Consider the following 25,993-nt stretch of genomic DNA (forward strand, 5'->3'; position numbering starts at 1 on the left):
GTAAGGTGAAAATGATACCACCTTACTTATTTTTCTATTTAATAACTAGGGGAGCAATTGAAGGAATGAGAAAAAGAAAAAAACTATGGAATTTATGGAAAACGATTACATTATTAGTGTGTACAGTTGTAATTTTTTCTTTACTCGTAACAGATATTTTAATTAGCCATAATGTTGAACGGGCGACAGAAGATAGTCAGGCTGAGAAGGCAAAAACGATTGCACGTATTGTGGCGAATGATTCTATTGTAATTGATGGGTTGGCGGGGAAGGTAGATACCTCCTTGATTCAGGTGTATACAAATAAGCTATTAAAGAGTACAGATGTTCAATTTATTGTAGTTATGGATATGAATGGAATCCGGAAATCTCACCCCAATCCTCAAAAAATAGGGCAACATTTCATTGGAGGAGATGAAGGAACGGCATTGAAGGGAAAGGAACATGTGTCGCTAGCAGAAGGAACTTTAGGGATCTCTATGAGAGTATTTGTGCCGGTTTTTTCTGAAACAGGGGAACAACTTGGAGCGGTTGCGGTTGGAATTTCAGCAGATAATGTAAAAGAGCGAGTTAAGGAAAGTAGATATATTATGTATATCGGTGTTGGAGTTGGAGTATTAGTTGGCATTATAGGGGCGATATTGCTAGCTAGACATATAAAGAAAAGTTTATTTGGTCTTGAGCCGCATAGGATAGCAAAAATTCTTGAAGAAAGAAATACGATGTTGCTTTCGGTGAAAGAAGGTATTATTGCTGTAGATAAAGAGGCGAATGTAACTTTAATAAATAATGAGGCAAAACGATTATTTAAGAAAAGTGGACTTGAAGAAGATTTTATTGGTAAAGATGTTGAATTGTATATGCCAAATTCACGTATAAAAGAAGTGTTGCAAACAGGAGAGGTACAATTAAACGAAGAACAAAATATTTATGGAATTACGATTGTTACTAATCGTGTTCCTTTATATGTAAAAGGAGAAATAGTTGGCGCGATTGCAACATTTCGTGATAAAACAGAAATTAGAAAATTAGCAGAAGAATTAACTGGTATTAGGCTATATGCGGAAGCATTACGGGCTCAATCTCATGAATTTATGAATAAAATGCATGTCGTATTAGGGTTAACACATATGAAACAGTATGAAGAATTGCAGAAATATGTAAGTAGTATGGTATCAGAGCATCAATATGAAATTGGGGGGGTTATGAAAAAAATTAAAAGCCCAGTATTTGCTGGATTTTTACTAGGTAAACTTAGTTATGCTAGAGAGAAGAATATAAAGTTAATTATAAAAGAAGATTCTTACTTACCAGAAATATATGATGAACGTATCATTCATGAACTGATCACCATTGTCGGAAATTTAATTAATAATGCATTAGATGCAGTGACGAATTGTGAGAAGAAACAGGTTGAAGTTGGAATACAATATGGGGATACATTAATTATTACAGTACAAGATACAGGGAAAGGCATAAAAGAAGATGAAATTGATGCATTATTTATAAAAGGTTATTCCACAAAGGGTGATAATCGGGGGTATGGTTTGCATCTCGTAAAGGAAAGCATACAGCGAATAAATGGGGGAATTTATGTTCATTCATTGTTAGGAACGGGAACGACAATAACGATTGAAATACCTAAAAGTAGGGATGAGAGATAAGATGATCAAAGTTTTGATTGTAGAAGATGATCCGATGGTTGCGATGTTAAATACGCATTATTTAGAGCAAGTGGGAGGGTTTGAACTTGTCCATGCAGTTAACTCAGTAAAATCGGCGATAGAAGTATTAGAGAAGTCACGAGTAGATTTCATATTACTTGATATTTTTATGCCTGAGGAGACTGGATTTGAGCTTTTAATGTATATTCGGAATCAAGAAAAAGAAATTGATATTATGATGATTTCAGCTGTGCATGATATGGGAAGTATCAAAAAAGCATTACAATATGGAGTTGTAGACTATCTAATTAAACCATTTACATTTGAACGCTTTAAAGAGGCATTAACTGTATATCGAGAAAAACTTACTTTTATGAAAGATCAACAAAAAATTAGTCAATCGGAATTAGATTCGCTAATTTTACAAAAAGAAAAAAGAGAGTCCTCTGTCTATAAAGAGCTTCCGAAAGGATTAACAAAGCAAACGCTGCAACTAATTTGGCAGCAAATCAAATCGCTTCATGGACAAGCATTTACAACAGATGAAATGGCGAAATTAGTAGGGGTTTCAAGAGTTTCTATTCGAAAATATGTAATGTTTTTGACTGAAATTGGAGTGTTAGAGAATGAAATGGTGTATCAGCATGTTGGAAGGCCTGTAAGTAAATTAAGGTGTATTGACCAAAACAAAATAGACTTTTACGTATAAGCGACTTATTATAGGTCGCTTATACTTTTTTTAATTACAAAAGTAGTTACAAAACTTACAAAAACTATTTTTACTATTGAAAGCGTTTTAATATTGTTATTAAGAAAACAAGGAGGTGCCATATGGGAATTCAAAAGAATGTGGAAGCGGTATCATTTTCTGAGGGGAATGAGGTACAAAGAGAATCGTTCGCTTCTAAAATTATGAATGTAAAAATCGGTGTAATACCTTTACCGTTATATGTAGTATTGGCTGCTATTATTTATGGGGCATCTGTATATAATAAATTACCAGCAGATATGATTGGTGGATTTGCAGTTATTATGATTATGGGTATTTTCTTAGGTGACATTGGGATGAGAATTCCAATTCTAAAAAACATCGGTGGCCCAGCAATTCTTTCATTATTTATTCCATCGTTACTTGTATTTTTCAACTGGATGAATCCAGCTTCAATGGAAGCTGCGACTATGTTAATGAAAAAATCGAATTTTTTATATTTATATATTTCTTGTTTAGTAGTAGGAAGTATTTTGGGAATGAATCGTAAAGTGCTAGTACAAGGTTTCGTTCGCATGTTTATTCCTTTAGTAGTAGGAACATTAGCTTCTATCGCAGTAGGCTTATTAGTAGGTTCACTATTTGGGTTTGAAATGAAGCAGACATTCTTCTTTATCATCGTACCAATTGTGAGTGGTGGTATTGGAGAAGGAATTTTACCATTGTCGCTAGCTTACGGTGATATTTTAAACGAATCATCAGCAACATTTGTATCACAGCTTATTCCTGCGGCTATTATCGGGAATATGTTTGCGATCGTAAGCGCAGGCTATATGAAACGTTTAGGGGAGAAGAGACCTGAACTTAGTGGGAATGGTGTATTAGTAAAAACAGATAATCAAGCAGAGTTATTAAAAGGGCAAAATGTAGAAAAACCAATTGATTTCTCATTAATGGGAGCAGGGTTATTGATTGCATGTACATTCTTTATTTTCGGAGGATTCGCTTCTAAGTTTATTGGTATTCCAGGAGCAATCATTATGATTTTTTCAGCAGCACTTGTGAAATACTTTAAATTAATGCCAGCAAAAATGGAGCAAGGAGCATTCCACTTATATAAATTTATTTCAAAGAACTTCACTTGGCCATTAATGGTCGGTTTAGGATTGCTATATATTCCGTTAAAAGACGTAGCAGCAGTTCTTTCTGTAGGATATGTTGTTGTTTGTGCATCAGTTGTTCTTACAATGGTAGCATCAGGTTTTCTTGTAGGGAAAGTGATGAAAATGTATCCAGTTGAATCAGCGATTGTAACTGGGTGTCATAGTGGTTTAGGTGGAACTGGCGATGTTGCTATTTTATCAGCTTCAAATCGTATGGAATTAATGCCGTTTGCGCAAATTTCAACGCGTTTAGGCGGGGCAGCAGTGGTCGTAACAGCAACAATTTTATTGAAAATGTTTTCATGATCAAACAAGCTAGCTATATTCGTATAGCTAGCTTGTCAAATTAAGGGGAGATTATAAGTATGTTAGAAAGTCAAATTAATGAAAGATCATTATTATTGCATAAAGAATTAGTGGGGAAAATTGAGATTACAAGTAAAGTAGAAGTAAATTCAGCGGATGATTTAAGCCTGACTTATACACCAGGGGTAGCTGAGTCTTGCAAAGCAATTGCGGCAGATGAAGAAACAGCGTATGACTATACAGCAAGAGGAAATATGGTTGCAGTTGTTTCAGATGGAACAGCAGTACTTGGTTTAGGGAATATTGGACCGAAAGCGGCTATGCCTGTTATGGAAGGGAAAAGTATTTTATTTAAGAAGTTTGCGAATGTAGATGCTTTCCCGTTATGTTTAGGGACGACGGATGTGGATGAAATCGTTACCCTTGTGAAAAATTTAGAACCTACATTTGCAGGAATTAATTTAGAAGATATTGCAGCACCACGTTGCTTTGAAATTGAAAAGCGCTTAAAAGAAGAAACGAATATTCCTATATTCCATGATGATCAACATGGGACGGCTATTGTCGTTTTAGCAGCCGTTATTAATGCATTAAAAGTCGTAAGTAAACAAATAGATGATGTGAAAATTGGTATTAACGGTGCGGGTTCGGCAGGAATTGCAATTGGAAAATTATTATTAAAAGCTGGTGCAAAACATATTACGTTAGTTAGCTTAGAAGGTATTGTTTGTGAAGGTGAAACATGGATGAACGAAGCACAAATCGAGGTTTCAAAGAAGACAAATCGAGAATACGTACGTGGAACATTAAAGGAAGCGATTCATCAGGCTGATATTTTCATTGGTGTATCTGCCCCTAACGTATTAACGAAAGAACTTGTACAGACGATGAATGAGAAACCAATTGTGTTTGCAATGGCGAATCCAATTCCAGAAATATTTCCAGAGGATGCATTAGAAGCAGGGGCGGCTGTAGTAGGAACTGGGCGTTCTGATTATTCGAATCAAGTAAATAATGTATTGGCGTTCCCTGGTATATTCCGAGGTGCGTTAGATGTACGTGCGACAGATATTACAGAAGAGATGAAATTAGCGGCAGCATATGGAATCGCTAACATCATTACGGACGAAGAGCGTAATGCGAATTATGTAATTCCAAATCCATTAGATAAAAGAGTTGTTCCAAGTGTTGCAGAAGCAGTAGCAAAAGCAGCCATTGAATCAGGGGTGGCGCAAATTACGAAAATGCCAAGTTATAAATAGTCAAAAGCAGTGCCTTTAAGGCACTGCTTTTTTGGAGATAAGAAATCAAAATAATGAAGAAGTGTATTTACTCGGCATTGATTACAAATTGATCATAATATCTTTCATTCACATATAAGTTTAATACCCATAATCCAGATGAAGGTAGTGACATTACGAGAGGGAGTTCCTTTATGATTGTATCGACTGTATTTGAAGTAGTCCAAATTTGTTTGGAATTTTCTTTTTGAAAGAGTACTGGTGTTGGAGTTGTAGTTCCTTGTTTTAACGCGATAATAGATAGTTTTCCAGTTGGCATTTCAGGATCTAGGAAGAACCACATTATTTCATTTTGTTCATTTGCGATAATAGAGCTATCAGCCATTGCAATTTTTCCTTCAATGCCTTTTAACGGTATTTTTCCTTCTACGAATGATGGCGCTTCTTCCCAATTTACATCTTTTAAGACACTAAGATGAAAAAAGGAAGGTGCGTTAATTTGAGAGGATGACGTTTCTAGTACTTCTTTTTTAGGTACATTTGAATCTGGCTGCACTTGCGCGCAGCCAGTAATGAGGAAGGAGAAAAGTAGCATAGTTCCGATTTTTTTCATGGTGCCACACTCCTAATTTTTATTGTTAGTGTAATTGTATTTGCTAGAAGACGAGACAATTCCTTTAAATCATAAAAAGAGGTCGTAAGTTTTGTACGACCTCTTTTGACATTTTCTATATTTGTTCAGTTGAAAAGGTTGGTTCTCTCTCTTTTTGAGGCATTGTTAAGAAAATAACAGAAAGAACGATACATACTCCGCCTAATAATTGATATGCTCCAAAAGATTCATTAAGCCAAGCGATTGAAACGATGGCAGCTACAAGTGGTTCAATGCTAGATAAAATACTTGTTTCTGTTGCTGCTAAATATTTAAGACTCCCGATATAAAGAAGGAAAGAAAGAGTGCCACTTATAATGATAAGAATAAGCATAGAAAAAGTTTGAAGTGTGAAAGTCTGTGAAATCTGATTCCATCCAAAAGGACGATTACAAATAAGCAGTGCAATCCCTCCAATTAACATCCCCCAGCCTATTACTATAGTTGTTCCACAGTCTTTAATAAGAGAAGCCGGATGAAGGGTATAAAACGCAAAGCCAATCGCTGTTAATAGGCCGAAAGTAATAGCTGCTTTAGATAAAATAATATTTTCAATTGAACCGTTTGTAATAATAAAGTATGTCCCTGTTAGAGCAGTTATAATTGCGAGTATTTGCATAGAAGCAGGGAATTTCTTTTGCTCAAACGCAACGTAAATAGTAATAAGAACAGGACCTAGAAATTGAAATAGTGTTGCCGTTACGGCATTACTAATATGAACTGTTTCGATAAAAGCGTACTGCGCACCAAGCATGCCAAGAATAGAGAAAATTATAAGATGTATAAAGTGTTTAGGATGTTTCCAAATGTGAAATATGTTTTGGTTTTTAATAAGCAAGAAAGATAAAATGAATATTCCTGCGAGTAACAGGCGAATTGTTAAAAAATCAATTGATGATACGTTAGTATGTTGAAATAGCCACTGAATCATGGGACCAGATAATCCCCATAGGGTAGCTCCTGTAATAATCATCATAAGTCCAAGGCGTCTACCATTGTTCATTATCATGCATCTCCTCTCTAGTATTTGATTATTAATGTGTTACATGATAAAAGGAATTATATAGAACTTCTGATACTGTAAAAAGTATCAGTTATGTGTTTTTAGGAGGGGTCAGATGTTGTGTTAGAACTAACGCCTAATTTGAATGCAAATAGTAAGACAGCATTGTATGTACAATTGTATGAGTATATAAAAAAAGAGATTAAAGATGGAACGATTCCAGCCTTTACGAAATTACCGGCTAAGAGGAAGCTGGCGACATATTTACAAGTGAGTAAAAATACAGTTGAAGCTGCTTATGAGCAACTTCTTGCCGAAGGATATATTGAGTCGATTTCTAGAAAAGGTTATTTTGTATGTGAAGTCGAGCAAATGATTCATGTGGAAGGCAGTGAAGAGGTAATAGGAGAAGCGCCTTTTCAAGATAAGAAGTATAAATTTGATTTCACTCAAACGGGTGTTGATACTAATACTTTTCCGTTTCGTGTATATCGAAAAATTATGAACGAGGTATGGCAATTTGAAAATAAAGATTTACTTTTTATTGGACATCCGCAAGGGGAGGTAAGTTTACGAGAAGCAATCGCGAGCTATTTGTATGAATCTAGAGGTGTACGATGCGTAGCTAGTCAAATTGTAATAGGAGCGGGTACGCAAATATTAGTAAAAATGTTATTTCAGCTGTTAAAGGGAAGTCGTTATGCGGTTGAGAATCCTGGGTACCATCGGAAAATGGTTGTTTTTGAGCAAGGGGAACAAAATGTCCAAATGTTATCTTTAGATGGAGATGGAATTTGTATGTCACAGTTAACTGATAGCCATGCAAATGTTGTATTTGTTACACCTTCGCATCAGTTTCCTTGCGGGATGATTATGCCAATTACGAGAAGAATGCAGCTTTTACAATGGGCGAAAAAAGAAGAAGGAAGATATATTATTGAAGATGATTATGATAGTGAATTCCGCTATTCAGGAAAGCCGATTCCGGCGCTGCAAGGGTTAGATAGAGATGGGAAAGTAATTTATATGGGGACGCTCTCTAAAGCGCTATTGCCATCATTACGGATGAGTTATATGGTGTTGCCAAAACAGCTCATTAAACAGTATCAAGAGCAATATTTATTTTACACACAAAGCGTTTCAAGAATGGATCAAGAGATCATTAAGAAATTTTTAAATGACGGGCATTGGGAAAAGCATATTCATAAAATGCGTGTTGTGTACCGAAAGAAGAGAGACCGTCTTGTTTCGGTAATAGAAAAATATTTTTCTAATCGCATTGAAGTAATAGGGGAAGATTCCGGCCTACATATTTTATTAAAAGTGCATAATGGGATGGAAGAGAAAGAATTAATGGAAGCTGCAGCTGAAAGGAGTATTAAAGTGTATCCTGTTTCGATGTATTATAAGGAAGGGACTTCTCCAAAAAGTACAGTATTACTTGGATTTGCGACTTTATTAGAGGAAGAAATTGAAGAGGCCATTCAATTATTATATACAGCATGGTTTACAAGAAAGTAAAAAACATCCTCATAAATGGAGGATGTTTTTTTGTTATTTTTCTTCATCTAGGAAAAGAACCATATGCTCTTCATCCCAATATTGTCCGTTATATTTTAATGAGCGTTCTTGCACACCAAATGTTTTAAATCCTAATGACTCATAAAGTTTTTTTGCACCATCGTTTCCGACAACAACATCAAGCATAACTTGCTCTACTTCTAAAGATTTAGCAAGCTCAAGACATTCTTTAATAAGTGCTTTTCCCGCTCCAAGTCCGCGTGCTTTTGGAGAAACGTATACTGAACCAATTTTCGCTTTATGTTCTTGTTTTACATATGGTTTCGTTTCCAGTGTTGCAACTCCGATTAATTTTCCATCTTTAAATGCACCTAGTGTATAGTTCTCATCTTGTGCTAATTTTTGGGCTTTATATTCAATAGCACACTCTTTATTAATAATATCTTCATAAGAAGAACTGAAAGCTTCCGGGTTTTGTTTTAATCCTTCTACTCGAAGTTCTAAGTAAATTTCTGCTTCGTCTTTTGTTAATACATGGATATCCAATTGTATCACCCTCCAATTCTTTGACAAATGTATTTATATTTTATATTGAAATAAGAATAATTTCAAAAGCTTAGCTTATAATAGTTGGTTTTATAAATAAAATATCACCAGTAGTGTTGACTACTACTGGTGATTTCACGCATATATTATTCAAATGGTAATTCAATTATAAATTCTGTTCCGACTTCTAATTCGCTTTTAACTTCAATAGAACCATTATGAAGTTCTACAATTTCTTTTGCAACAGCCAGTCCGATACCTTTTCCTCCTGTAGCTCGTGTTCTGGATTTATCGACACGGTAAAAGCGATCGAAAACATGTGGGATATCTTCTTCAGGAATACCTTCACCTTCATCTTGTACACTTATTGTAAAAGTATTCGTACTCGATAGTACACGTATTGTTATAGAAGTGTTTTCTGGTGAATGTTGATAAGCGTTGTGCAATAAATTTAACAACACTTGTTCCATACGCCTGTCATCTATACAAACTTCTAAATCATTTTTACAGTATACATGAATTTCTATTTGTTTGTTGGTTAATGTTGTTTTTGTTTTTTCAACCATTCGTTCTAAAAATGGCCTAAGGAGCATTTTTTGTTTTTTAATAACGAATTGATGTTGCTCTAATTGTACGAGCATAAATAAATCTTGTACGAGATCAGTTACACTATCGGTTTCATCCTCGATGATTTGTAAATACTCTTCACGTTCTTCCTTCGTTAAAGAATCCCTCTTTGCCACTTTTGCATAACCTTTCATATAAGTTAGTGGAGTTAGTAACTCGTGCGCTACACTGGCAAGAAATTCGTTTCGCTCTTTTTTCATATACGTAAGCTCACTAGACAGTTCTTCAATGGTTTTGGCTAAACTTCCAAGTTCATCATTTCGTTTAATCCCTAATTGAATTGGTTTATTTAATTTTGACATTTTTTCTGTTGCTCTTTTCATCTTTATAAGAGGATCTGTAATAACTCGAGAAAAAACAAAGACAGAAATAGTTGTTAAAATAAGTGTTAAAATACTCACGATAATGAATTGATTCATGAGTTTAAGGAGCATATTTTCTAAGAAGGATGTTTTTAAGAACATGTGTAATTTGCCTTGAAAGTCTTTTGTGTCAATTGGTGTTACTGTTGAGATGAATTTTGAGTTTTTCCAATTCTTTTCTACGATTAATCCACCCTTTTTAATGGGGGGGAGCTTACAATGAAGTTGTTTTTGCATATCTTTTGTTACTGTTTCTGAGGCCGAAGTGATTTTTCCATTACTGTCAGTTATAACAATGGCTATATCAGAATTAGTAAGTGCTTCTGTTTCCATTAAATCTTCAGCGGCATCTTCAATAGAGAAGCCGGAAGAGGCAGGACGGTTGAGATGTTCAGTACGTTTTTTTTTCTCAGCGTATTTGCCGTATTTGCTCCATTTTGCACGCCGTTCAATCGTATCACGATAGCGATTTCCTTTCTCTAAAAGAGCAACGGTTTCCTCTTCAACACGCATTTTTGAAAGACTTTTATAAAAAGATACGAAAGCGATTGTCTCAATACATAAAGCTAATATTAAAAAGTATGTCCCAACTTTAAGGGAAAGTTTGCTCATTTTCTCACCATACCTTATTTCATATAAAGTAATTATTCATTTTTCCATTTATATCCGACTTTATAGACAGTTTCTAAGTAATCTTCAACTGGAAATCCTTTTTTGCGTAACTTATCCCGTATATTACGAATATGTGAATCGATAGTTCTGTATTCGATGTCTGTTTGATAGCCCCAAATCTTTTCGATTAAATCGTCTCGGCTGTAGGCACGGTTTGTATTTTGTAAAAATAGTCCGAGTAACGAAAATTCAATAGGAGTTAGTGAGATTTTTTCATTATAAACTATAACAGTATGTTTTGTTTTATCCCACTCAATACCATTGAAGCTAACAAAGCCATCTTTCTTTGTGCGACGTAATATAGCCTCGATTCGCGCGACTAATACATGTTCATCGAATGGTTTTGTAATATAGTCATCTGCTCCCATGGTCAGGCCTTTGACCATATCATAATTTTGGTTGCGAGCTGTTAGCATAATAATTGGAACGTTGGAAATTTGACGGATTTGATAGCAAGTATCCCACCCATCCATATTCGGCATCATAACATCTAGTAAAATAATATCGAAGTCCTTTTGTTCGATTAATTCTAGCGCTTCAAGGCCAGAAGTAGCTTTCATACAAAAATAGCCACGAGGGCTTAAGAACAAATCTAATAATCGTAACATACGTTCTTCATCGTCTACTAATAAAATTTTCACCATAATCTTGTGCACCCCAAACTATTCATTCTACTTGTATAGTTTACATGAAAATAATAAAAAACTCTTTTTATGTGATTGAATGGATGGCTGATTTTTTCAATCAGGGCAATTGACATAAAAAATGCACTAGTTTTGCACAACTATTTTTTATAATAGAAAACGTAGCGACACAAATACCCTATGTTGCGACATAACGTCATGTCATTTTATTTATAAAATGACAATTCCATTCTATTGTGTATGTGAGATAGAGAGGGTTTTCGTATTCACCTCGCATCGGATAAGAAAAATTTCCTATCTCACACTTTTTTTAATATAAAGGGGATTGTACACATGAGTAAAAAAGTAGAACTTTTACAAAAAGAAAAGCAAGATCGTAATGCGATTGTAATGTGTGTTGCGGTATCTATGCTTATTATGATAAGTTGTGTAAATAAATTTTTCGGGATTTTATAATAGAAAAAAAGCTTATTGCTTCTTAAGAAGCAATAAGCTTTTTTAATGTGTTCTATATAATAAACCAAGGTAGAATTGCCAGTCCAGAAGTTACAATTGCTGCAGCAAATATTAAAAAGATAGCTTGTTTGTTTTGTTTCATGTTACATTCTCCTCTACATATCAATTGCATGCTATACGTTCATTTAATAATCAACGGGAGATGGTTCCTCCTCCCTGAGTAAAGTTTCACTTTATATTTTTAGTATAACGAATGGGAAGGATTGGAACGATCGATAAAGGTGACATGAAAATTACATTATTGTAATAAAAAAAAGCATCTTTATTAATAAGAAGATGCTTTTGAAAAGTTATATTGAATTGTTAATTATTTAAGAATAAAACCATATGTTCTTCGTCCCAATATTGGCCGTTATGCTTTAAGGAACGTTCTTGTACGCCGTAAGTTTGGAAGCCAAGGGACTCATATAATTTTTTGGCAGCAGTGTTTCCAGCAACAACATCGAGCATGAGCTGTTCTACATGTAATTTATCGGCATTTTCAATAATTGCTTTAATTAAAGCTCGTCCTGCACCAAGGCCACGCGCTTTTGGAGAAACAAAAACGGAACCGATTTTCGCTTTATGTTCTTGTTTAATAAATGGTTTTGTTTCTAAAGTAGCAATACCGACTAAATCATTATCTTTGAAGACACCTAGAGTATACTTATCCGGATTGCTTAATCGTTTTGCCATGGCAGCGACAGGGTTTTCATGTTTCAAAACATCTTCGTAAGAAGAGCTAAAAGCTTCAGGATTTTTCGTTAAGCCGTCCATACAAATTTTTAAATATATTTCTGCATCCTCTGTTGTTAATAAGCGAATTTCCATAGTTGTAACCTCCTTGGTTAATCCAAATTTAATCTATTAACGTTATAAGATTAAGCGTAGTTTGACTTTATAAATATATTCTGTGAGTATTCTTTCTTAATTTGTAAAAGAATGAAAAGATTATGCTACTACGTTTTCATTTTATTTATGTAATGAAATTATATATTAACTTCATTAACTATTCAAGTTTTTAATATGTTACATTTTTATAACTAAAATGACCCCTTTGTAAAGGAGTCATTTTTTTATGTTACGTATTTAATCGTTTATTTTGTATCCATCAATTCGTTCTGGATGTGTATAAATATTGCAAGATTCATTTCGAATAAAGCCTACTACGGTAATACCTAAATCATGAGCGAGTTGCAGAGCTAGTTTAGTTGGAGCTGATTTAGATAGAACAATTTCGCAACCAATTTTTGAAACTTTCAACAAAATTTCAGATGAGATACGGCCACTAAATGCAATGATTTTCCCTTGAACAGATATATTGTTTCGTAAACAATGACCGTATATTTTATCTAGCGCATTATGTCTTCCGATATCCATTCTTGCTAAAAGAATGTTCTTTCGATCACATAGAGCGGTATTATGCACACCACCCGTTTGGCGAAATGTAGTTGAAGATTGTTGTAAGGAAGTCATTAGGTGAAAACATTCTTCCGGAGTAATAGTTATATGTATATCATGTAACTTTTTTGCTTTTGCTGCATCGTTGACGAAAACAAAACCTTGTCTACTTTTCCCGCAACAAGAAGTTACGTACCGTTTATTATATAAAGTTTGATAGAGCGGATTAATTTTTGATGATTTTACATGAACAATTCCGTTTTCTTTTTGAATCCATAATTCTTCAATATCTTTATAAGAAGAAATAATTCCTTCAGAAATTAAAAAACCGATTACCATATCTTCAATGTAATTAGGAGTGCATACAACTGTTACGTATTCTTCGCTATTTAATTTAATTGTAATAGGAGATTCTGTAACAACCTCATCAGTTTGTTTTGAAAATGTACCAGACTGGTAGCGTACAATTGTATACGTTTCTTGAATAGGCCCCATATTAAATTCCCCTTTATATGTATTTTTCTCCATATTTATCATAAAACATCGAAAAAATAAAAGCATCTACTAGCAGGAAGATAACAGATTATTTTGGTTATTATTGAATATGTACGATATAATAGAGCTGTAGAATAGTAACATTTTCGAGCTTTCGTAGTTATACCTTATAACATCTAGAATCGACTTCAAAAGAAGAGTATTTCAACATGGCACTGCAAAAATATGTAAAGCAACGCAGTTTTGAAAACGGATTCATAACTATGTTGTACAGTTGGTTGTAAGGAGAGGGGAAACTATGACAGAGCAGACAGTCCGTGTAACCGTTGATGGTAAAGAGTTTTTCGCATCAGGTGAAAAGACGATACTTCAATTATTTAACGAAAGTGATTTAGAACATCCTCAAATTTGTCATGTACCAGAGGTAGATCCTATTCAAACTTGTGATACATGTATTGTAGAAGTAGATGGGAAGTTAATGCGTGCTTGTTCAACAAGGTTAGAAGAGGGCATGCATATTGAAAGACAATCACAGCGTGCTAAAGAGGCACAGACCGAGGCAATGGATCGAATATTAGAGAATCATTTATTGTATTGTACAGTATGTGATAACAATAATGGTAACTGTAAAGTCCATAATACAGTACATATGATGGAAATTGAGGAACAGAAATATCCATATGAACCGAAAGTAAGTGCGTGTGAAGTAGATACGTCTCATCCTTTTTATCGTTATGATCCCAATCAATGTATTGCTTGTGGACAATGTGTAGAAGTATGTCAAAATTTACAAGTGAATGAAACTTTATCGATTGATTGGAGTTTAGACCGTCCACGTGTTATTTGGGACAATGGTGTGAGTATAAATGACTCGTCTTGTGTTAGCTGTGGGCAATGTGTAACAGTTTGTCCTTGTAATGCATTAATGGAAAAAACGATGATAGGAGAAGCTGGATTTATGACTGGTTTAAAACCAGATGTGCTAAATCCAATGATTGATTTTGTAAAAGATGTAGAGCCTGGATATAGCAGTATTTTAGCAGTTTCAGAAGTAGAGTCCGCGATGCGTAAGACGAAAATTAATAAGACAAAAACAGTTTGTACATTTTGTGGTGTAGGTTGTTCATTTGAAGTATGGACGAAAGATCGTCAAATTTTAAAAGTGCAACCTGTTTCAGATGCACCGGTTAATGGTATTTCCACATGTGTAAAAGGAAAATTTGGATGGGACTTTGTGAACAGTGAAGAGCGTATTACAAAGCCGTTAATTCGCCAAGGGGATATGTTTGTTGAGGCTTCATGGGAAGAGGCTCTTGAAGTTGTTGCATCTAATATGCAACATATTAAATTAGAATATGGTAGCGATGCGTTTGGGTTTATTTCTTCTTCAAAAGTAACAAATGAAGAAAACTATCTTATGCAAAAACTAGCTCGTCAAATATATGGAACAAATAATGTAGATAACTGTTCCCGTTATTGTCAATCTCCAGCAACAGATGGTTTATTTAAAACTGTCGGTATGGGCGGAGATGCTGGAACAGTGAAAGATATTGCTGAGGCAGGTCTTGTTATTATTGTTGGTGCAAATCCAACAGAAGGACATCCTGTACTTGCAACTAGAGTGAAACGTGCTCATAAATTACATGAACAAAAACTGATTGTCGCAGACCTTCGTAAACATGAAATGGCGGAGCGTGCTGATATATTTGTTCATCCGAGTCAAGGAACGGATTATGTATGGCTTGCTGGGATAACGAAATACATTATTGATCAAGAATGGCACGATAAAAAGTTCATAGCTGAAAATGTAAAGAATTTTGATGAATATAGCAAAATGCTAGAAAAATATACGCTTGATTATACTGAGGGAATTACAGGGATTTCTAAAGCTCAGTTAAAAGAAATGGCTCGTATGGTATATGAAGCAGATGGTACTTGTGTACTTTGGGGAATGGGTGTAACTCAAAATACAGGAGGAAGTACAACGTCAGCAGCAATTTCAAATTTGCTTCTCGTTACAGGTAACTATCGTCGTCCTGGTGCTGGTGCGTATCCGTTACGCGGGCATAATAACGTACAAGGCGCTTGTGATATGGCAACATTACCGAACTGGCTTCCGGGTTATCAAGCAGTTTCAGATGATGTGCATCGTGCGAAATTTGAAGAAGCATATGGTACTACTATTCCGAAAGAACCGGGATTAAATAATATCGCAATGTTACTTGCAGCGGAAGAAGGAAAACTGCGTGGTATGTATGTTATGGGAGAAGAAATGGCTTTAGTAGATTCGAATGCCAACCATGTGCAACATATTTTATCGAATTTAGACTTCCTCGTTGTTCAAGATATGTTTTTATCGAAAACAGCTCGTTTTGCTGATGTTATTTTACCGGCAGCACCAAGCTTAGAAAAAGAAGGAACGTTTACGAATACAGAACGTCGTATTCAAAGATTGTATGAAGTATTGAAGCCACTTGGTGATTCTAAGCCAGATTGGTGGATTTTACAAAAAGTAGCTCGTGCACTGGGTGGAGATTGGAATTATGGAAGTCCAAGTGAAATTATGGATGAAATTGCATCGCTTGCCCCGTTGTACTCACAAGCAACGTATGACCGTTTAGAAGGCTGGAATAGTTTATGTTGGGGTAGCCATGATGGTAGTGACACACCGTTATTATATGTAGATGGATTTAACTTCCCAGACAAACTAGCACGTTTATCATTAGATGAATGGGTACCGCCAGTTGTAGCACCAGATGAGTATGATTTACTATTAAATAACGGCCGTATGTTAGAGCATTTCCATGAAGGGAATATGACGAATAAATCGGCTGGAATTTTATCTAAAATCTCTGAAGTGTTTGTTGAAATTTCGCCTGAACTTGCCGAGAAGCGCCATGTGAAGGATGGTGGTCTTGTAGAATTAGCATCACCGTACGGAAAGATTAAAGTGCAAGCGCTTGTTACAGACCGTGTAACAGGAAATGAGTTATATTTACCGATGCATGCGACAGTAAATGAAGAGGCAATTAATATTTTAACAGGAACAGCAACAGACATTTATACGTGTACACCAGCTTATAAACAAACAATGGTGAAAATGCGCGTATTACGTGAAAAGGGAAAACGCCCATTACCATTTTCAAACCCGAGAGATAAAAAACGTCATCCACAAAATGGTGTTGAAATTCAGCAAAAGTGGCAAAGAAAACAATACGTATCACTTGTGGACCAGAATTAGGGGGCGGAGATAGTGGCAAAAGAAATTACGTTGATCCAAAAGAAGGTTGTAACAGAAGAAGAAAAGAAACAACAATTAACAGATGAACTGTTAACTGAGCTAGCTAAAAACCGGGAAGCAGTAGAAGAGACGATGCAGCTATTAGCGCAGTTGCAACAAGCTGGGATTTTAGATGCAGCGATTAGCTTGCTTGCTGCAAAAGAAGATGTTTCAAAAATAGCTGTTGAACAATTAAATCGTGAACCAGTAAAAAATGCATTAAACAATATGATGGGGGCAGGAGAGGCTTTGTCTTCAGTGGACCCAGAAATAACGAAACAAATAACATCTAGTTTAGTCAATGGATTACAATTTGCAACGGATGAGCTGAAAAACGGAAAGAAAACAAAAGTGATGGATTTCTTTAAGGTATTAAAAGATCCAGATATCAACAGGGCGATTACATTCGGTTTTAGTTTCTTAAAAGCATTTGGCCAAGGACTAGAGAAAAAATAGAGTGAGTGAAAAAAGTGATGGGATTAGCCATCACTTTTTTCATTATATGTATAGGAGTGTTCATGTTAAGCGGAATATATTATTATTAAAAAGATGGATTTAAATTGGAAATGTGGAATCCATCTCAAATATAGTTTTAGAATGTGGAGGAATATATGCAACACCGTAAAAGACTATCTATACCAGGAGTAATGAGACATTCCTTTCAAACAGTACAATTTGCTTTTTGGAATGTGTTAACATTTCAGCTCGTCTATAAATTGTTAGCTGCAATTGTGTTTATCCCCCTCTTAGGTATTGTTTTCAATAAGTTATTGTACTTTGGTGGTTATGCAAATGCGACAAATGATGAATTAGTAGCATTTTTGAAAACACCATATGGGATTTTGGCGATTGTAATTTTATCGATACTAGCATTGTTTCTTATTTTTACAGAATTTGCAGTGCTTATTATTATTTCGTATTTCGCTCATAAAAGGCAAAAGGTAAGATTACGTCCGATTTTGTATAAAACAGTAACGTATTTACCTTCTCTTTTTACATATTGCTTACCAGGATTTGTGTTGTATGCAGTTGTGTTATTACCGCTATTAAGTATGGGATATAAATCTGCATTGATTCCTGAAATTCAAATTCCTAATTTTATTACAGGTGAACTATTTAAGACGACAATGGGTCAGGTTGGTTATTATGCTTTCTTTGCTGTAGTTGCTTATTTAAATCTTCGCTGGATTTTTGTTTTACCTATTATTGTTTTAGAAGAAAAACCATTCCGCATAGCAGCACGTAAAAGTGCGAACTTAGTAAAAGAAAGCTTTTTTAAAGTGTTGTTCTTTTTAGTAGGAGTTTTCATCTCTGTAGGAATGGTCTTTCTTTTGTTTATAGGAGTGTATTTACTCTGTTTATGGGGAGTATACGAATTTACAAACCCAGAAGGGACATTTGCGCTGTTAGCGGAGTCGACGATTTCGGTCTTCTTAACGAGTACATTGTATTTATTTAGCTTCATTATGACGCCGTTTTATATTATGGCGTTAACAAGATTATACTTACAGAAAGTTTCGGTTGAAGATGTTTTATTAGAAGAAGGATTAGATTATTCAAAAACAAAAGCAGATAAATGTTTCTTCAAAAAACACCGTTGGAAATTTATTGGTGTATATATCGTGGGGATTATTACTGCTGGAATGGTCGTTGCCTTCATTGTGACCTTTATTTCAAACACATATAAAGAACCAATTATTATGGCGCACCGTGGATATATATCAAAAGGTGTAGAGAATACGAAAGAAGCAGTACAAGGTGCCATTGATGCAAAAGCAGACTATGCTGAAATAGATGTCTTGCAAACGAAAGATGGCGAACTAGCGGTCATACATGATTTGAAGTTGAAACGTCTTGCGAATGCGAATGTGCATGTATCAGATTTGACGATGGATGAGCTAAGGGAGCTTACTCTTAGTCAAGATGGATTCTCGGGACAAATAAGTACACTTGATGAGATCATTAAGCTTGCAAAAGGCAAAGTAAAACTTAATATAGAAGTGAAACTTCACGGTAATGAGAAGGATTTCGTACAGAAAGTACTAAAAACAATTAAAGAGAACGATTTTGAGAAACAATGTGTAATTCAAACGTTACATTACCCGCTTATTAAAGAGTTTAAGCGTGCAAATCCGGATATAAAAGTAGGGTATGTATTGTTTGCAAGCAGGGCTAATTTAAAGAATGTACAGGCGGATTTCTATGTAGCAGAAGAATATATGTTAAATAAACGCCTAGTGAAAGAAGCGCGAAAGCTAAATAAACCAATTTACGTGTGGACAGTAAATGATATGGAAAGTTTAAAGGCATATTATAAGTTGAACGTGGATGGTATCATTACCGATTACCCTGAAGACGCGCGTGAAACAATTAAGATGTTAAAAGAGCAAGAAGATCGTGAAAGTGATATATTTGATAAAATTACTGAAACGACAGAAGATTTATTTTCAAAGTTATTTATGATCTATCCAGCTGCTGGCTAAATGCTAGTAGCTGTTTTTTTATGAAAAGAGTATATTTCCAAAGTATTGTACAAAGTAATAAGTGTATATGTATACGTCATTGCTTAGTTTTTTTACATTGTTACATTATTGTCAAATAATAAATAATTACTATGCATTTTGAATGGATATAATAGAAATAGAGTGATAGATGATGAAATGGTACGAAGAACCCAATAAAATCAATGTTTAGTATATTTACACTATTCTAAATATATAAACTTTAAAAAAATAGTATGTTAGCGTTTTCATAATTTTTAAGTTATGCTAGAATAAGGACATAAGTTATTAATTATTAAAAAAAGAAAAAAGAATTCCTTTTTTCTGTTAATTATAAGGGGGCATTTCATTATGCGTATTGGGGTACCAGCAGAAATTAAAAACAACGAAAACCGTGTGGCAATGACACCAGCAGGTGTTGTACATTTAGTTCGTAACAATCACGAAGTATTCATTCAAAAGGATGCAGGTGTAGGATCTGGTTTCACAGATGCTCAGTATGTTGAAGCGGGAGCAAAAATTGTTGATACAGCTGAAGAAGCTTGGAACATGGAAATGGTTATGAAAGTTAAGGAACCAGTTGAAAGCGAATACAAACACTTCAGTGAAGGTTTAATCTTATTCACATACTTACACTTAGCTCCAGAGCCAGAATTAACAAAAGCGTTAATTGAAAAGAAAGTTGTTGCTATCGCATATGAAACAGTACAATTAGAAAACCGTTCATTACCATTACTTGCACCTATGAGTGAAGTAGCTGGTCGTATGGCTGCACAAATCGGTGCGCAATTCCTTGAGAAAAACAAAGGCGGTAAAGGTATCTTACTTGCAGGTGTTCCAGGAGTTAAACGTGGTAAAGTAACAATTATCGGTGGTGGACAAGCTGGTACAAATGCTGCTAAAATTGCAGTTGGACTAGGTGCGGATGTAACAATCATCGACTTAAGTGCAGAACGTCTTCGTCAATTAGATGACATTTTCGGAAACCAAGTAAAAACTTTAATGTCTAATCCTTACAATATTGCAGAAGCTGTAAAAGAATCTGATCTTGTAATCGGTGCAGTGTTAATCCCAGGTGCAAAAGCGCCAAAACTTGTAACAGAAGAAATGATTAAATCAATGGAACAAGGTTCTGTTGTTGTAGATATCGCGATTGACCAAGGTGGTATTTTCGAAACAACTGACCGTATTACAACTCATGATAACCCAACTTATGAAAAACACGGCGTTGTGCATTATGCAGTTGCAAATATGCCAGGTGCGGTTCCACGTACATCAACTCTTGCATTAACAAACGTAACAGTACCATATGCAGTACAAATTGCTAACAAAGGCTACAAAGAAGCTTGCCTAGGCAACACTGCATTATTAAAAGGTATTAATACATTAGAAGGTTATGTAACATTCGAAGCAGTTGCAGAAGCTCACGGTGTAGAGTACAAAGGTGCAAAAGAATTATTAGAAGCAGAAACAGTATCTTGCTAATAGCAGCATTATACAAAAAAAATCGAACAATATATAATACAACATGATAAGAGCTAAGAGATAATACCTCTTAGCTCTTCTTAGTAAAAGGGGGCATTCATCGTGGCCAACCTATTCAAAAAGAAATCCGTTACGCAATTGTTAGGGGAAAGTAAAAGTAAAACTTTGACGAAAACGCTAGGGGCATTTGACCTAACAATGCTAGGGATTGGTGCGATAATTGGTACAGGAGTTCTAGTATTAACGGGATTAGTAGCAGCAAGAGATGCTGGTCCAGCAGTTATTTTTTCATTTATGATTGCAGCAATTGTTTGTGGATTTGCAGCTTTATGTTATGCAGAGGTTGCATCTGCACTTCCTGTTTCAGGTAGTGTGTACACATATTCATATGCAACAATTGGTGAGTTTGTTGCCCATTTAATGGGATGGACATTGCTATCCGTATATGTCGTAACGACTGCCGCAGTAGCTGGCGGATGGACAGGTTATTTCAATAATTTAGTGAGTGGATTGGGACTTGAAATTCCAAAAGCATTGTTAACGATTCCATCGCAAGGTGGTATGGTGAACTTACCCGCAGTTATCGTTACGTTGGTGATAACTTGGTTATTATCACGAGGTACAAAAGAAAGTAAGCGTGTGAATAACATAATGGTATTAATTAAAATTGGTATTGTTGTTTTATTCATTGCAGTTGGTGTATTCTACGTGAAACCAGAAAACTGGATACCATTTGCACCGTACGGCTTAAGTGGAGTCTTTGCCGGAGGGGCAGCAGTATTCTTCGCTTTCTTAGGATTTGATGCATTAGCAACTTCTGCTGAAGAAGTAAAAAATCCGCAACGTGATCTACCGATTGGGATTATTGCTTCGTTAGTCATTTGTACAATCATTTATGTTGTAGTTTGTCTCGTTATGACAGGTATGGTTTCTTATAAGGAATTAGATGTACCTGAAGCGATGGCCTACGTATTAGAAGTTGTAGGACAAGATAAAGTGGCTGGTGTAATCGCTATTGGAGCTGTAATTGGTATTATGGCTGTAATTTTCGCATACATCTACGCTACGACACGTGTATTCTTCGCTATGAGCCGTGACGGTTTATTGCCAAAATCTTTCGCGAAAATTAACAAGAAGACAGAAGCACCAACATTTTCAGTTTGGTTAACAGGAATTGGTAGTGCTTTAATTGCCGGATTTATCGATTTAAAAGAATTGTCGAATTTAGCGAATATTGGAGCGTTATTAACATTTGCGATGGTTGGTGTAACTGTCATCATTCTTCGTAAAACGCATCCGAAATTACAACGTGGATTTATGGTACCACTTGTACCAATCTTACCGATTATTTCAGTTGCAAGCTGTCTATTCTTAATGGTAAATTTACCATTAACAACATGGATTTACTTCGGTGTTTGGTTAGCAATCGGAGTGGTTGTATACTTTGTTTATTCGAAAAAACATAGTCATTTAAAAGACGATGGAAGTTCGCAAGATAGTTTAGAAAAAGCTAATTAAAGGGATATAAAGTTAGTAAGCCTTGTGCGTCTAGGGAGCGCGCAAGGCTTTTTCTTTTGGGGAAATAAAGGAGACCAATGTTATGTTGTCGAATTTTTATGTCGGAATATACGAAGGGGTGGAAAGATGGAGACGAAAGTTGTCGTTGGAGCAGAGGGATATAATAATAACCCAGGTTGGTTACATACGAATGAAGAAGAATTAAATTTATTAAAAAGAGAAACGTGGCTTAATAAATTTCAGCCTAATTCTTTATCGGTAATTTTAGCTGAACACGTATGGGAACATTTATCGTATGAAGAAGGTATAGAAGCAGCTAAAATATGCTATGAATTTTTACAAGATGATGGTTACATTCGTTGTGCGGTACCAGATGCATTTTTTCCAAATGAAGAATATCAGCAAGGTGTGCAAGTAGGAGGGCCAGGTCCATTAGATCATCCGGCTGCAAGTCATAAAATTGTACATAACTATAAAACGATTGTATCTATGTTTGAAGTAGCGGGTTTTCAAGTAAAGTTGCTAGAGTATTGCGATGAAAATGGAGAATTTCAGTATAATGATTGGAATGAGCAAGGAGGTTTTATTTATCGCTCGAAGCGCTTTGACCATAGAAATCAAGATGGAAAGTTAGGATTCGCTTCGTTAATTGTGGATGCAGTGAAAGTTAATAAATAAGAAAAGGATGCACGATAGCTTTCGTGCATCCTTTTTGTATGAAGATCATGATAGATGCTGAGAATATTTACAGGTGCATTTTGAAATGTGAACGAAATTTTCGGAAAAATGTATGAGAATTCATTGACACATATGAATAGACGCTCATATAATAAAGGTATAAGATATATGAATGATTGTTCATATGTTCAAATGAAGAGGTGAGCTGTGATGGCTGAAAATAAAGTAGAAACGCAACAGGAAGCATGTTCTCAAACGGTAATTCACGAGGAAATCGTGGATCAAGTAAAACAAACAATTCCGACTGATGAAAGTTTAAGTAAAGTAGCAGAATTATTTAAAGTATTAGGTGACCGTACACGTACGAGAATATTGCATGCATTATTTGAAGCTGAAATGTGTGTTTGTGATTTAGCTTATTTATTAGGAATGACGCAATCTTCAATCTCACATCAGCTTCGTGTATTAAAGCAAGCAAAGCTTGTAAAGAACCGTAAAGAAGGAAAGGTAGTTTATTATTCATTAGCTGATCAACACGTAATTCATATCTTCGAGCAAGCGTTTGAACACGTAAACGAGGAAGAATAAAAAGGCGAGGAGGGAGAATGATGGCAGAAGCATTAGTGAAAAAGAAACTTATGCTAGAAGGTTTAGATTGTGCAAATTGTGCAATGAAAATTGAAAAAGGTGTTGGGAATATAGAAGGAGTAACATCTTGTTCCGTAAACTTTGCAACAAAAACGATGCTTTTAGAAACACCGCAAAATAAAGAAAATCAAGTTGTTACGGAAGCGAAGCAACTTGTTACAAAATTAGAGCCGCATATTAAAGTGCAAGAAGAGCAAAAAACAAAATCAATAAAAGAAGTATTTGTATTAGAAGGCTTAGACTGTGCAAATTGTGCAATGAAGATTGAAAATAAGGTAAAGGAAATGCCGGCCGTTTCAGAAGCGACTGTTGATTTCGTATCAAAGAAATTACGAGTAGAAGTTGCAAATAAACGAGAACTTGAATCGACTATACAAAATATAAAAAATGTTGTTCAAAAGCTAGAGCCTGATGTAAAAGTTGTTCGTGAAGAGGAAAAAGGACACGACCACGGCCATGATCATGGTGATGGAAATGTGAAAAAGATGATAGGACGATTAGTAGTCGGCGGAATTTTGACAGGGATTGCTGCGTTAGCCGGATTACCGCAAATGATAACAATTCCATTATTCGTCCTTGCGTATTTATTAATTGGTGGAGATATTGTTTGGAGAGCGGTAAGAAACATAACTCGCGGCCAAGTGTTTGATGAAAACTTTTTAATGGCAATTGCAACTTTAGGAGCTTTCGCGATTCAACAATATCCAGAAGCGGTAGCAGTTATGCTATTTTATCAAGTAGGGGAATTGTTCCAAAGTATTGCAGTAAATCGTTCTCGAAAATCAATTACGTCATTAATGGATATTCGTCCTGACTATGCGAATGTGAAAGTTGGAAACGAAACGAAACAAGTATCACCAGAAGATGTGCAAATTGGTGAGTATATTATCGTAAAACCAGGTGAAAAAGTACCGTTAGACGGAAAAGTAGTTGAGGGAACATCAATGATGGATACTTCAGCGTTAACAGGTGAGTCTGTACCGCGAGAAGTAGAAGTTGGTAATGACGTATTAAGTGGTTTTGTAAACCAAAATGGTGTATTAATTGTTGAAGTTACAAAAGAGTTCGGTGAATCGACTGTATCGAAAATTTTAGACTTAGTACAAAATGCAAGTAGCAAAAAAGCGCCAACAGAAAACTTTATTACGAAGTTTGCACGTTATTATACTCCTGTTGTAGTTATAACAGCAGCAATAATGGCATTTATTCCACCACTTATTTTAGATGGTGCTACATTCTCCGATTGGATTTATAGAGCTTTAGTGTTCTTAGTAATCTCTTGTCCATGTGCGCTCGTTGTATCGATTCCTCTTGGATTCTTTGGCGGTATTGGTGGGGCATCTAAAAGTGGTATTTTAGTAAAAGGAAGTAACTATTTAGAAGCATTGAATGATGTGAAATATATCGTTTTTGATAAAACAGGAACATTAACAAAAGGTGTCTTTAAAGTTACGAAGATGGAGCCTAGTAAAGGTATTACAGCTGAAGAGCTATTAGAATATGCCGCATTTGCAGAAGTATATTCTAATCATCCGATTGCACAATCTATTCGAAATGCATATGGAAAATCAATCGATGAAAATGTTATTGAAGACTATAGTGAAATTTCTGGTCATGGTACGGTTGTAAAAGTACAAGGAAAAGAAATTTTCGCAGGTAATGCTAAATTAATGAGCAAAGAAAACATTACATTTAAGCAACCAAATACAGTAGGTACACTAGTTCATGTTGCTGTAGATGGTAAATATGCGGGTTATATTGTTATCTCTGATGAGGTAAAAGAGGATTCAAAACAAGCAATTCAAAAGTTAAAAGAACTAGGTATTAAGAAGGCAGTCATGTTAACTGGTGATGCAAAATCAGTTGGTGAAGCTGTTGGTAAAGAATTAGGTTTAGATGAAGTTCATGCCGAATTATTACCACACCAAAAAGTAGAAGAAATCGAAAAAATTGATGCAGCAAAACGCGGTAAAGAAAAGATTGCATTCGTCGGTGATGGTATTAATGATACACCAGTATTAGCGCGAGCAGACGTTGGTATTGCGATGGGCGGCTTAGGGTCAGATGCAGCAATTGAAGCTGCTGATATCGTTATTATGACTGATGAGCCTTCAAAAATTGCAACGGCAGTAAAAATTGCAAAACGTACACGTAGCATCGTATGGCAAAATATTATATTTGCATTAGGGGTAAAAGGGTTAGTGTTATTACTCGGCGCCTTTGGTATTGCAACAATGTGGGAAGCAGTCTTCTCAGATGTTGGTGTGACACTACTTGCAGTTTTAAATGCAATGCGTGTACTGAGAGTGAAAGATTTATAAAAATAAGCGAGGGCGCGATTACGCCCTCGCTTATTTTTATTATTTTACCGTGTTATTGAGG

General features: G+C 35.3%; 21 protein-coding genes. 14 read left to right on the forward strand and 7 right to left on the reverse strand.

Translation table 11 applies throughout. The features are described 5' to 3' along the window. Window positions 1-65: 65 nt before the first annotated feature. The 4 genes from MR071_RS16625 (at window position 66) to MR071_RS16640 (ending at window position 5,104) form a co-directional block, all read left to right on the forward strand. Window positions 66-1,664, forward strand: a complete 1,599-nt coding sequence (locus MR071_RS16625; protein WP_305037872.1) for a sensor histidine kinase — start codon at window positions 66-68, stop codon at window positions 1,662-1,664. Between the two features lies 1 nt (window position 1,665). After that, complete coding sequence (locus tag MR071_RS16630; RefSeq protein ID WP_242237006.1) at window positions 1,666-2,373, forward strand: response regulator; 708 nt, start codon at window positions 1,666-1,668, stop codon at window positions 2,371-2,373. A gap of 122 nt (window positions 2,374-2,495) precedes the next feature. Then, window positions 2,496-3,842, forward strand: coding sequence for a 2-hydroxycarboxylate transporter family protein (locus MR071_RS16635; RefSeq protein ID WP_105586166.1), 1,347 nt, complete (start codon window positions 2,496-2,498; stop codon window positions 3,840-3,842). Between the two features lie 59 nt (window positions 3,843-3,901). After that, window positions 3,902-5,104: an NAD(P)-dependent malic enzyme gene (locus tag MR071_RS16640; RefSeq protein ID WP_242237008.1), complete on the forward strand. Its 1,203-nt coding sequence runs from the start codon at window positions 3,902-3,904 to the stop codon at window positions 5,102-5,104. A 67-nt stretch (window positions 5,105-5,171) separates the two neighbouring features. Here MR071_RS16640 and MR071_RS16645 read toward each other — a convergent pair whose 3' ends face one another. Next, window positions 5,172-5,696, reverse strand: a complete 525-nt coding sequence (locus MR071_RS16645; protein ID WP_242237010.1) for a DUF4871 domain-containing protein — start codon at window positions 5,694-5,696, stop codon at window positions 5,172-5,174. A gap of 115 nt (window positions 5,697-5,811) precedes the next feature. Beyond that, the gene (locus MR071_RS16650; RefSeq protein ID WP_105586163.1) at window positions 5,812-6,738 is read right to left on the reverse strand and encodes a DMT family transporter; all 927 of its coding nucleotides are present in this window, start codon (window positions 6,736-6,738) and stop codon (window positions 5,812-5,814) included. A 120-nt stretch (window positions 6,739-6,858) separates the two neighbouring features. Between MR071_RS16650 and pdxR the strand changes: the two genes are divergently transcribed. After that, window positions 6,859-8,259, forward strand: coding sequence for a MocR-like pyridoxine biosynthesis transcription factor PdxR (pdxR, locus tag MR071_RS16655; RefSeq protein ID WP_242237012.1), 1,401 nt, complete (start codon window positions 6,859-6,861; stop codon window positions 8,257-8,259). 33 nt (window positions 8,260-8,292) lie between these two features. On the opposite strand, the gene MR071_RS16660 is transcribed toward pdxR, so the two are convergent. The 3 genes from MR071_RS16660 to MR071_RS16670 form a co-directional block, all read right to left on the reverse strand. Further along, window positions 8,293-8,805: a GNAT family N-acetyltransferase gene (locus MR071_RS16660; protein ID WP_105586161.1), complete on the reverse strand. Its 513-nt coding sequence runs from the start codon at window positions 8,803-8,805 to the stop codon at window positions 8,293-8,295. 146 nt (window positions 8,806-8,951) lie between these two features. After that, window positions 8,952-10,406, reverse strand: coding sequence for a HAMP domain-containing sensor histidine kinase (locus MR071_RS16665; RefSeq protein WP_242237014.1), 1,455 nt, complete (start codon window positions 10,404-10,406; stop codon window positions 8,952-8,954). A 32-nt stretch (window positions 10,407-10,438) separates the two neighbouring features. Next, window positions 10,439-11,110, reverse strand: a complete 672-nt coding sequence (locus tag MR071_RS16670; RefSeq protein WP_242237017.1) for a response regulator transcription factor — start codon at window positions 11,108-11,110, stop codon at window positions 10,439-10,441. Between the two features lie 333 nt (window positions 11,111-11,443). Here MR071_RS16670 and MR071_RS25495 point away from each other — a divergent pair, with 333 nt between their 5' ends. Further along, a complete protein-coding gene (locus MR071_RS25495; RefSeq protein ID WP_002010441.1) occupies window positions 11,444-11,566 on the forward strand; it encodes a hypothetical protein in 123 nt (40 codons plus the stop codon). A gap of 363 nt (window positions 11,567-11,929) precedes the next feature. Here MR071_RS25495 and MR071_RS16675 read toward each other — a convergent pair whose 3' ends face one another. After that, a complete protein-coding gene (locus tag MR071_RS16675; protein WP_242237020.1) occupies window positions 11,930-12,436 on the reverse strand; it encodes a GNAT family N-acetyltransferase in 507 nt (168 codons plus the stop codon). A gap of 258 nt (window positions 12,437-12,694) precedes the next feature. Continuing rightward, complete coding sequence (gene fdhD, locus MR071_RS16680) at window positions 12,695-13,501, reverse strand: formate dehydrogenase accessory sulfurtransferase FdhD (RefSeq protein ID WP_105586157.1); 807 nt, start codon at window positions 13,499-13,501, stop codon at window positions 12,695-12,697. Between the two features lie 298 nt (window positions 13,502-13,799). On the opposite strand from fdhD, the gene fdhF reads away from it, so the two are divergent. The 8 genes from fdhF to MR071_RS16720 all read left to right on the forward strand — a co-directional run bounded on the left by fdhF (window position 13,800) and on the right by MR071_RS16720 (window position 25,932). Continuing rightward, a complete protein-coding gene (gene fdhF / locus MR071_RS16685) occupies window positions 13,800-16,742 on the forward strand; it encodes a formate dehydrogenase subunit alpha (RefSeq protein ID WP_242237022.1) in 2,943 nt (980 codons plus the stop codon). Between the two features lie 12 nt (window positions 16,743-16,754). Then, window positions 16,755-17,237, forward strand: coding sequence for a helical membrane plugin domain-containing protein (locus MR071_RS16690; RefSeq protein WP_105586155.1), 483 nt, complete (start codon window positions 16,755-16,757; stop codon window positions 17,235-17,237). A 155-nt stretch (window positions 17,238-17,392) separates the two neighbouring features. After that, window positions 17,393-19,264, forward strand: a complete 1,872-nt coding sequence (locus MR071_RS16695; RefSeq protein WP_242237025.1) for a glycerophosphoryl diester phosphodiesterase membrane domain-containing protein — start codon at window positions 17,393-17,395, stop codon at window positions 19,262-19,264. Window positions 19,265-19,633: 369 nt separating this feature from the next. Next, a complete protein-coding gene (gene ald, locus MR071_RS16700) occupies window positions 19,634-20,767 on the forward strand; it encodes an alanine dehydrogenase (RefSeq protein WP_002010453.1) in 1,134 nt (377 codons plus the stop codon). A gap of 102 nt (window positions 20,768-20,869) precedes the next feature. Then, complete coding sequence (locus MR071_RS16705) at window positions 20,870-22,285, forward strand: amino acid permease (protein WP_105586152.1); 1,416 nt, start codon at window positions 20,870-20,872, stop codon at window positions 22,283-22,285. 126 nt (window positions 22,286-22,411) lie between these two features. After that, window positions 22,412-22,963, forward strand: coding sequence for a class I SAM-dependent methyltransferase (locus tag MR071_RS16710; RefSeq protein WP_105586151.1), 552 nt, complete (start codon window positions 22,412-22,414; stop codon window positions 22,961-22,963). A gap of 210 nt (window positions 22,964-23,173) precedes the next feature. Beyond that, the gene (locus MR071_RS16715) at window positions 23,174-23,551 is read left to right on the forward strand and encodes an ArsR/SmtB family transcription factor (RefSeq protein WP_002010461.1); all 378 of its coding nucleotides are present in this window, start codon (window positions 23,174-23,176) and stop codon (window positions 23,549-23,551) included. Between the two features lie 20 nt (window positions 23,552-23,571). Next, on the forward strand, window positions 23,572-25,932 hold the full coding sequence (locus tag MR071_RS16720) for a heavy metal translocating P-type ATPase (protein ID WP_242237029.1): 2,361 nt from the start codon (window positions 23,572-23,574) through the stop codon (window positions 25,930-25,932). The last annotated feature ends 61 nt before the right edge of the window (window positions 25,933-25,993 follow it).

The organism is Bacillus cereus group sp. BfR-BA-01316, from assembly GCF_022664195.1.
Classification (GTDB): domain Bacteria; phylum Bacillota; class Bacilli; order Bacillales; family Bacillaceae_G; genus Bacillus_A.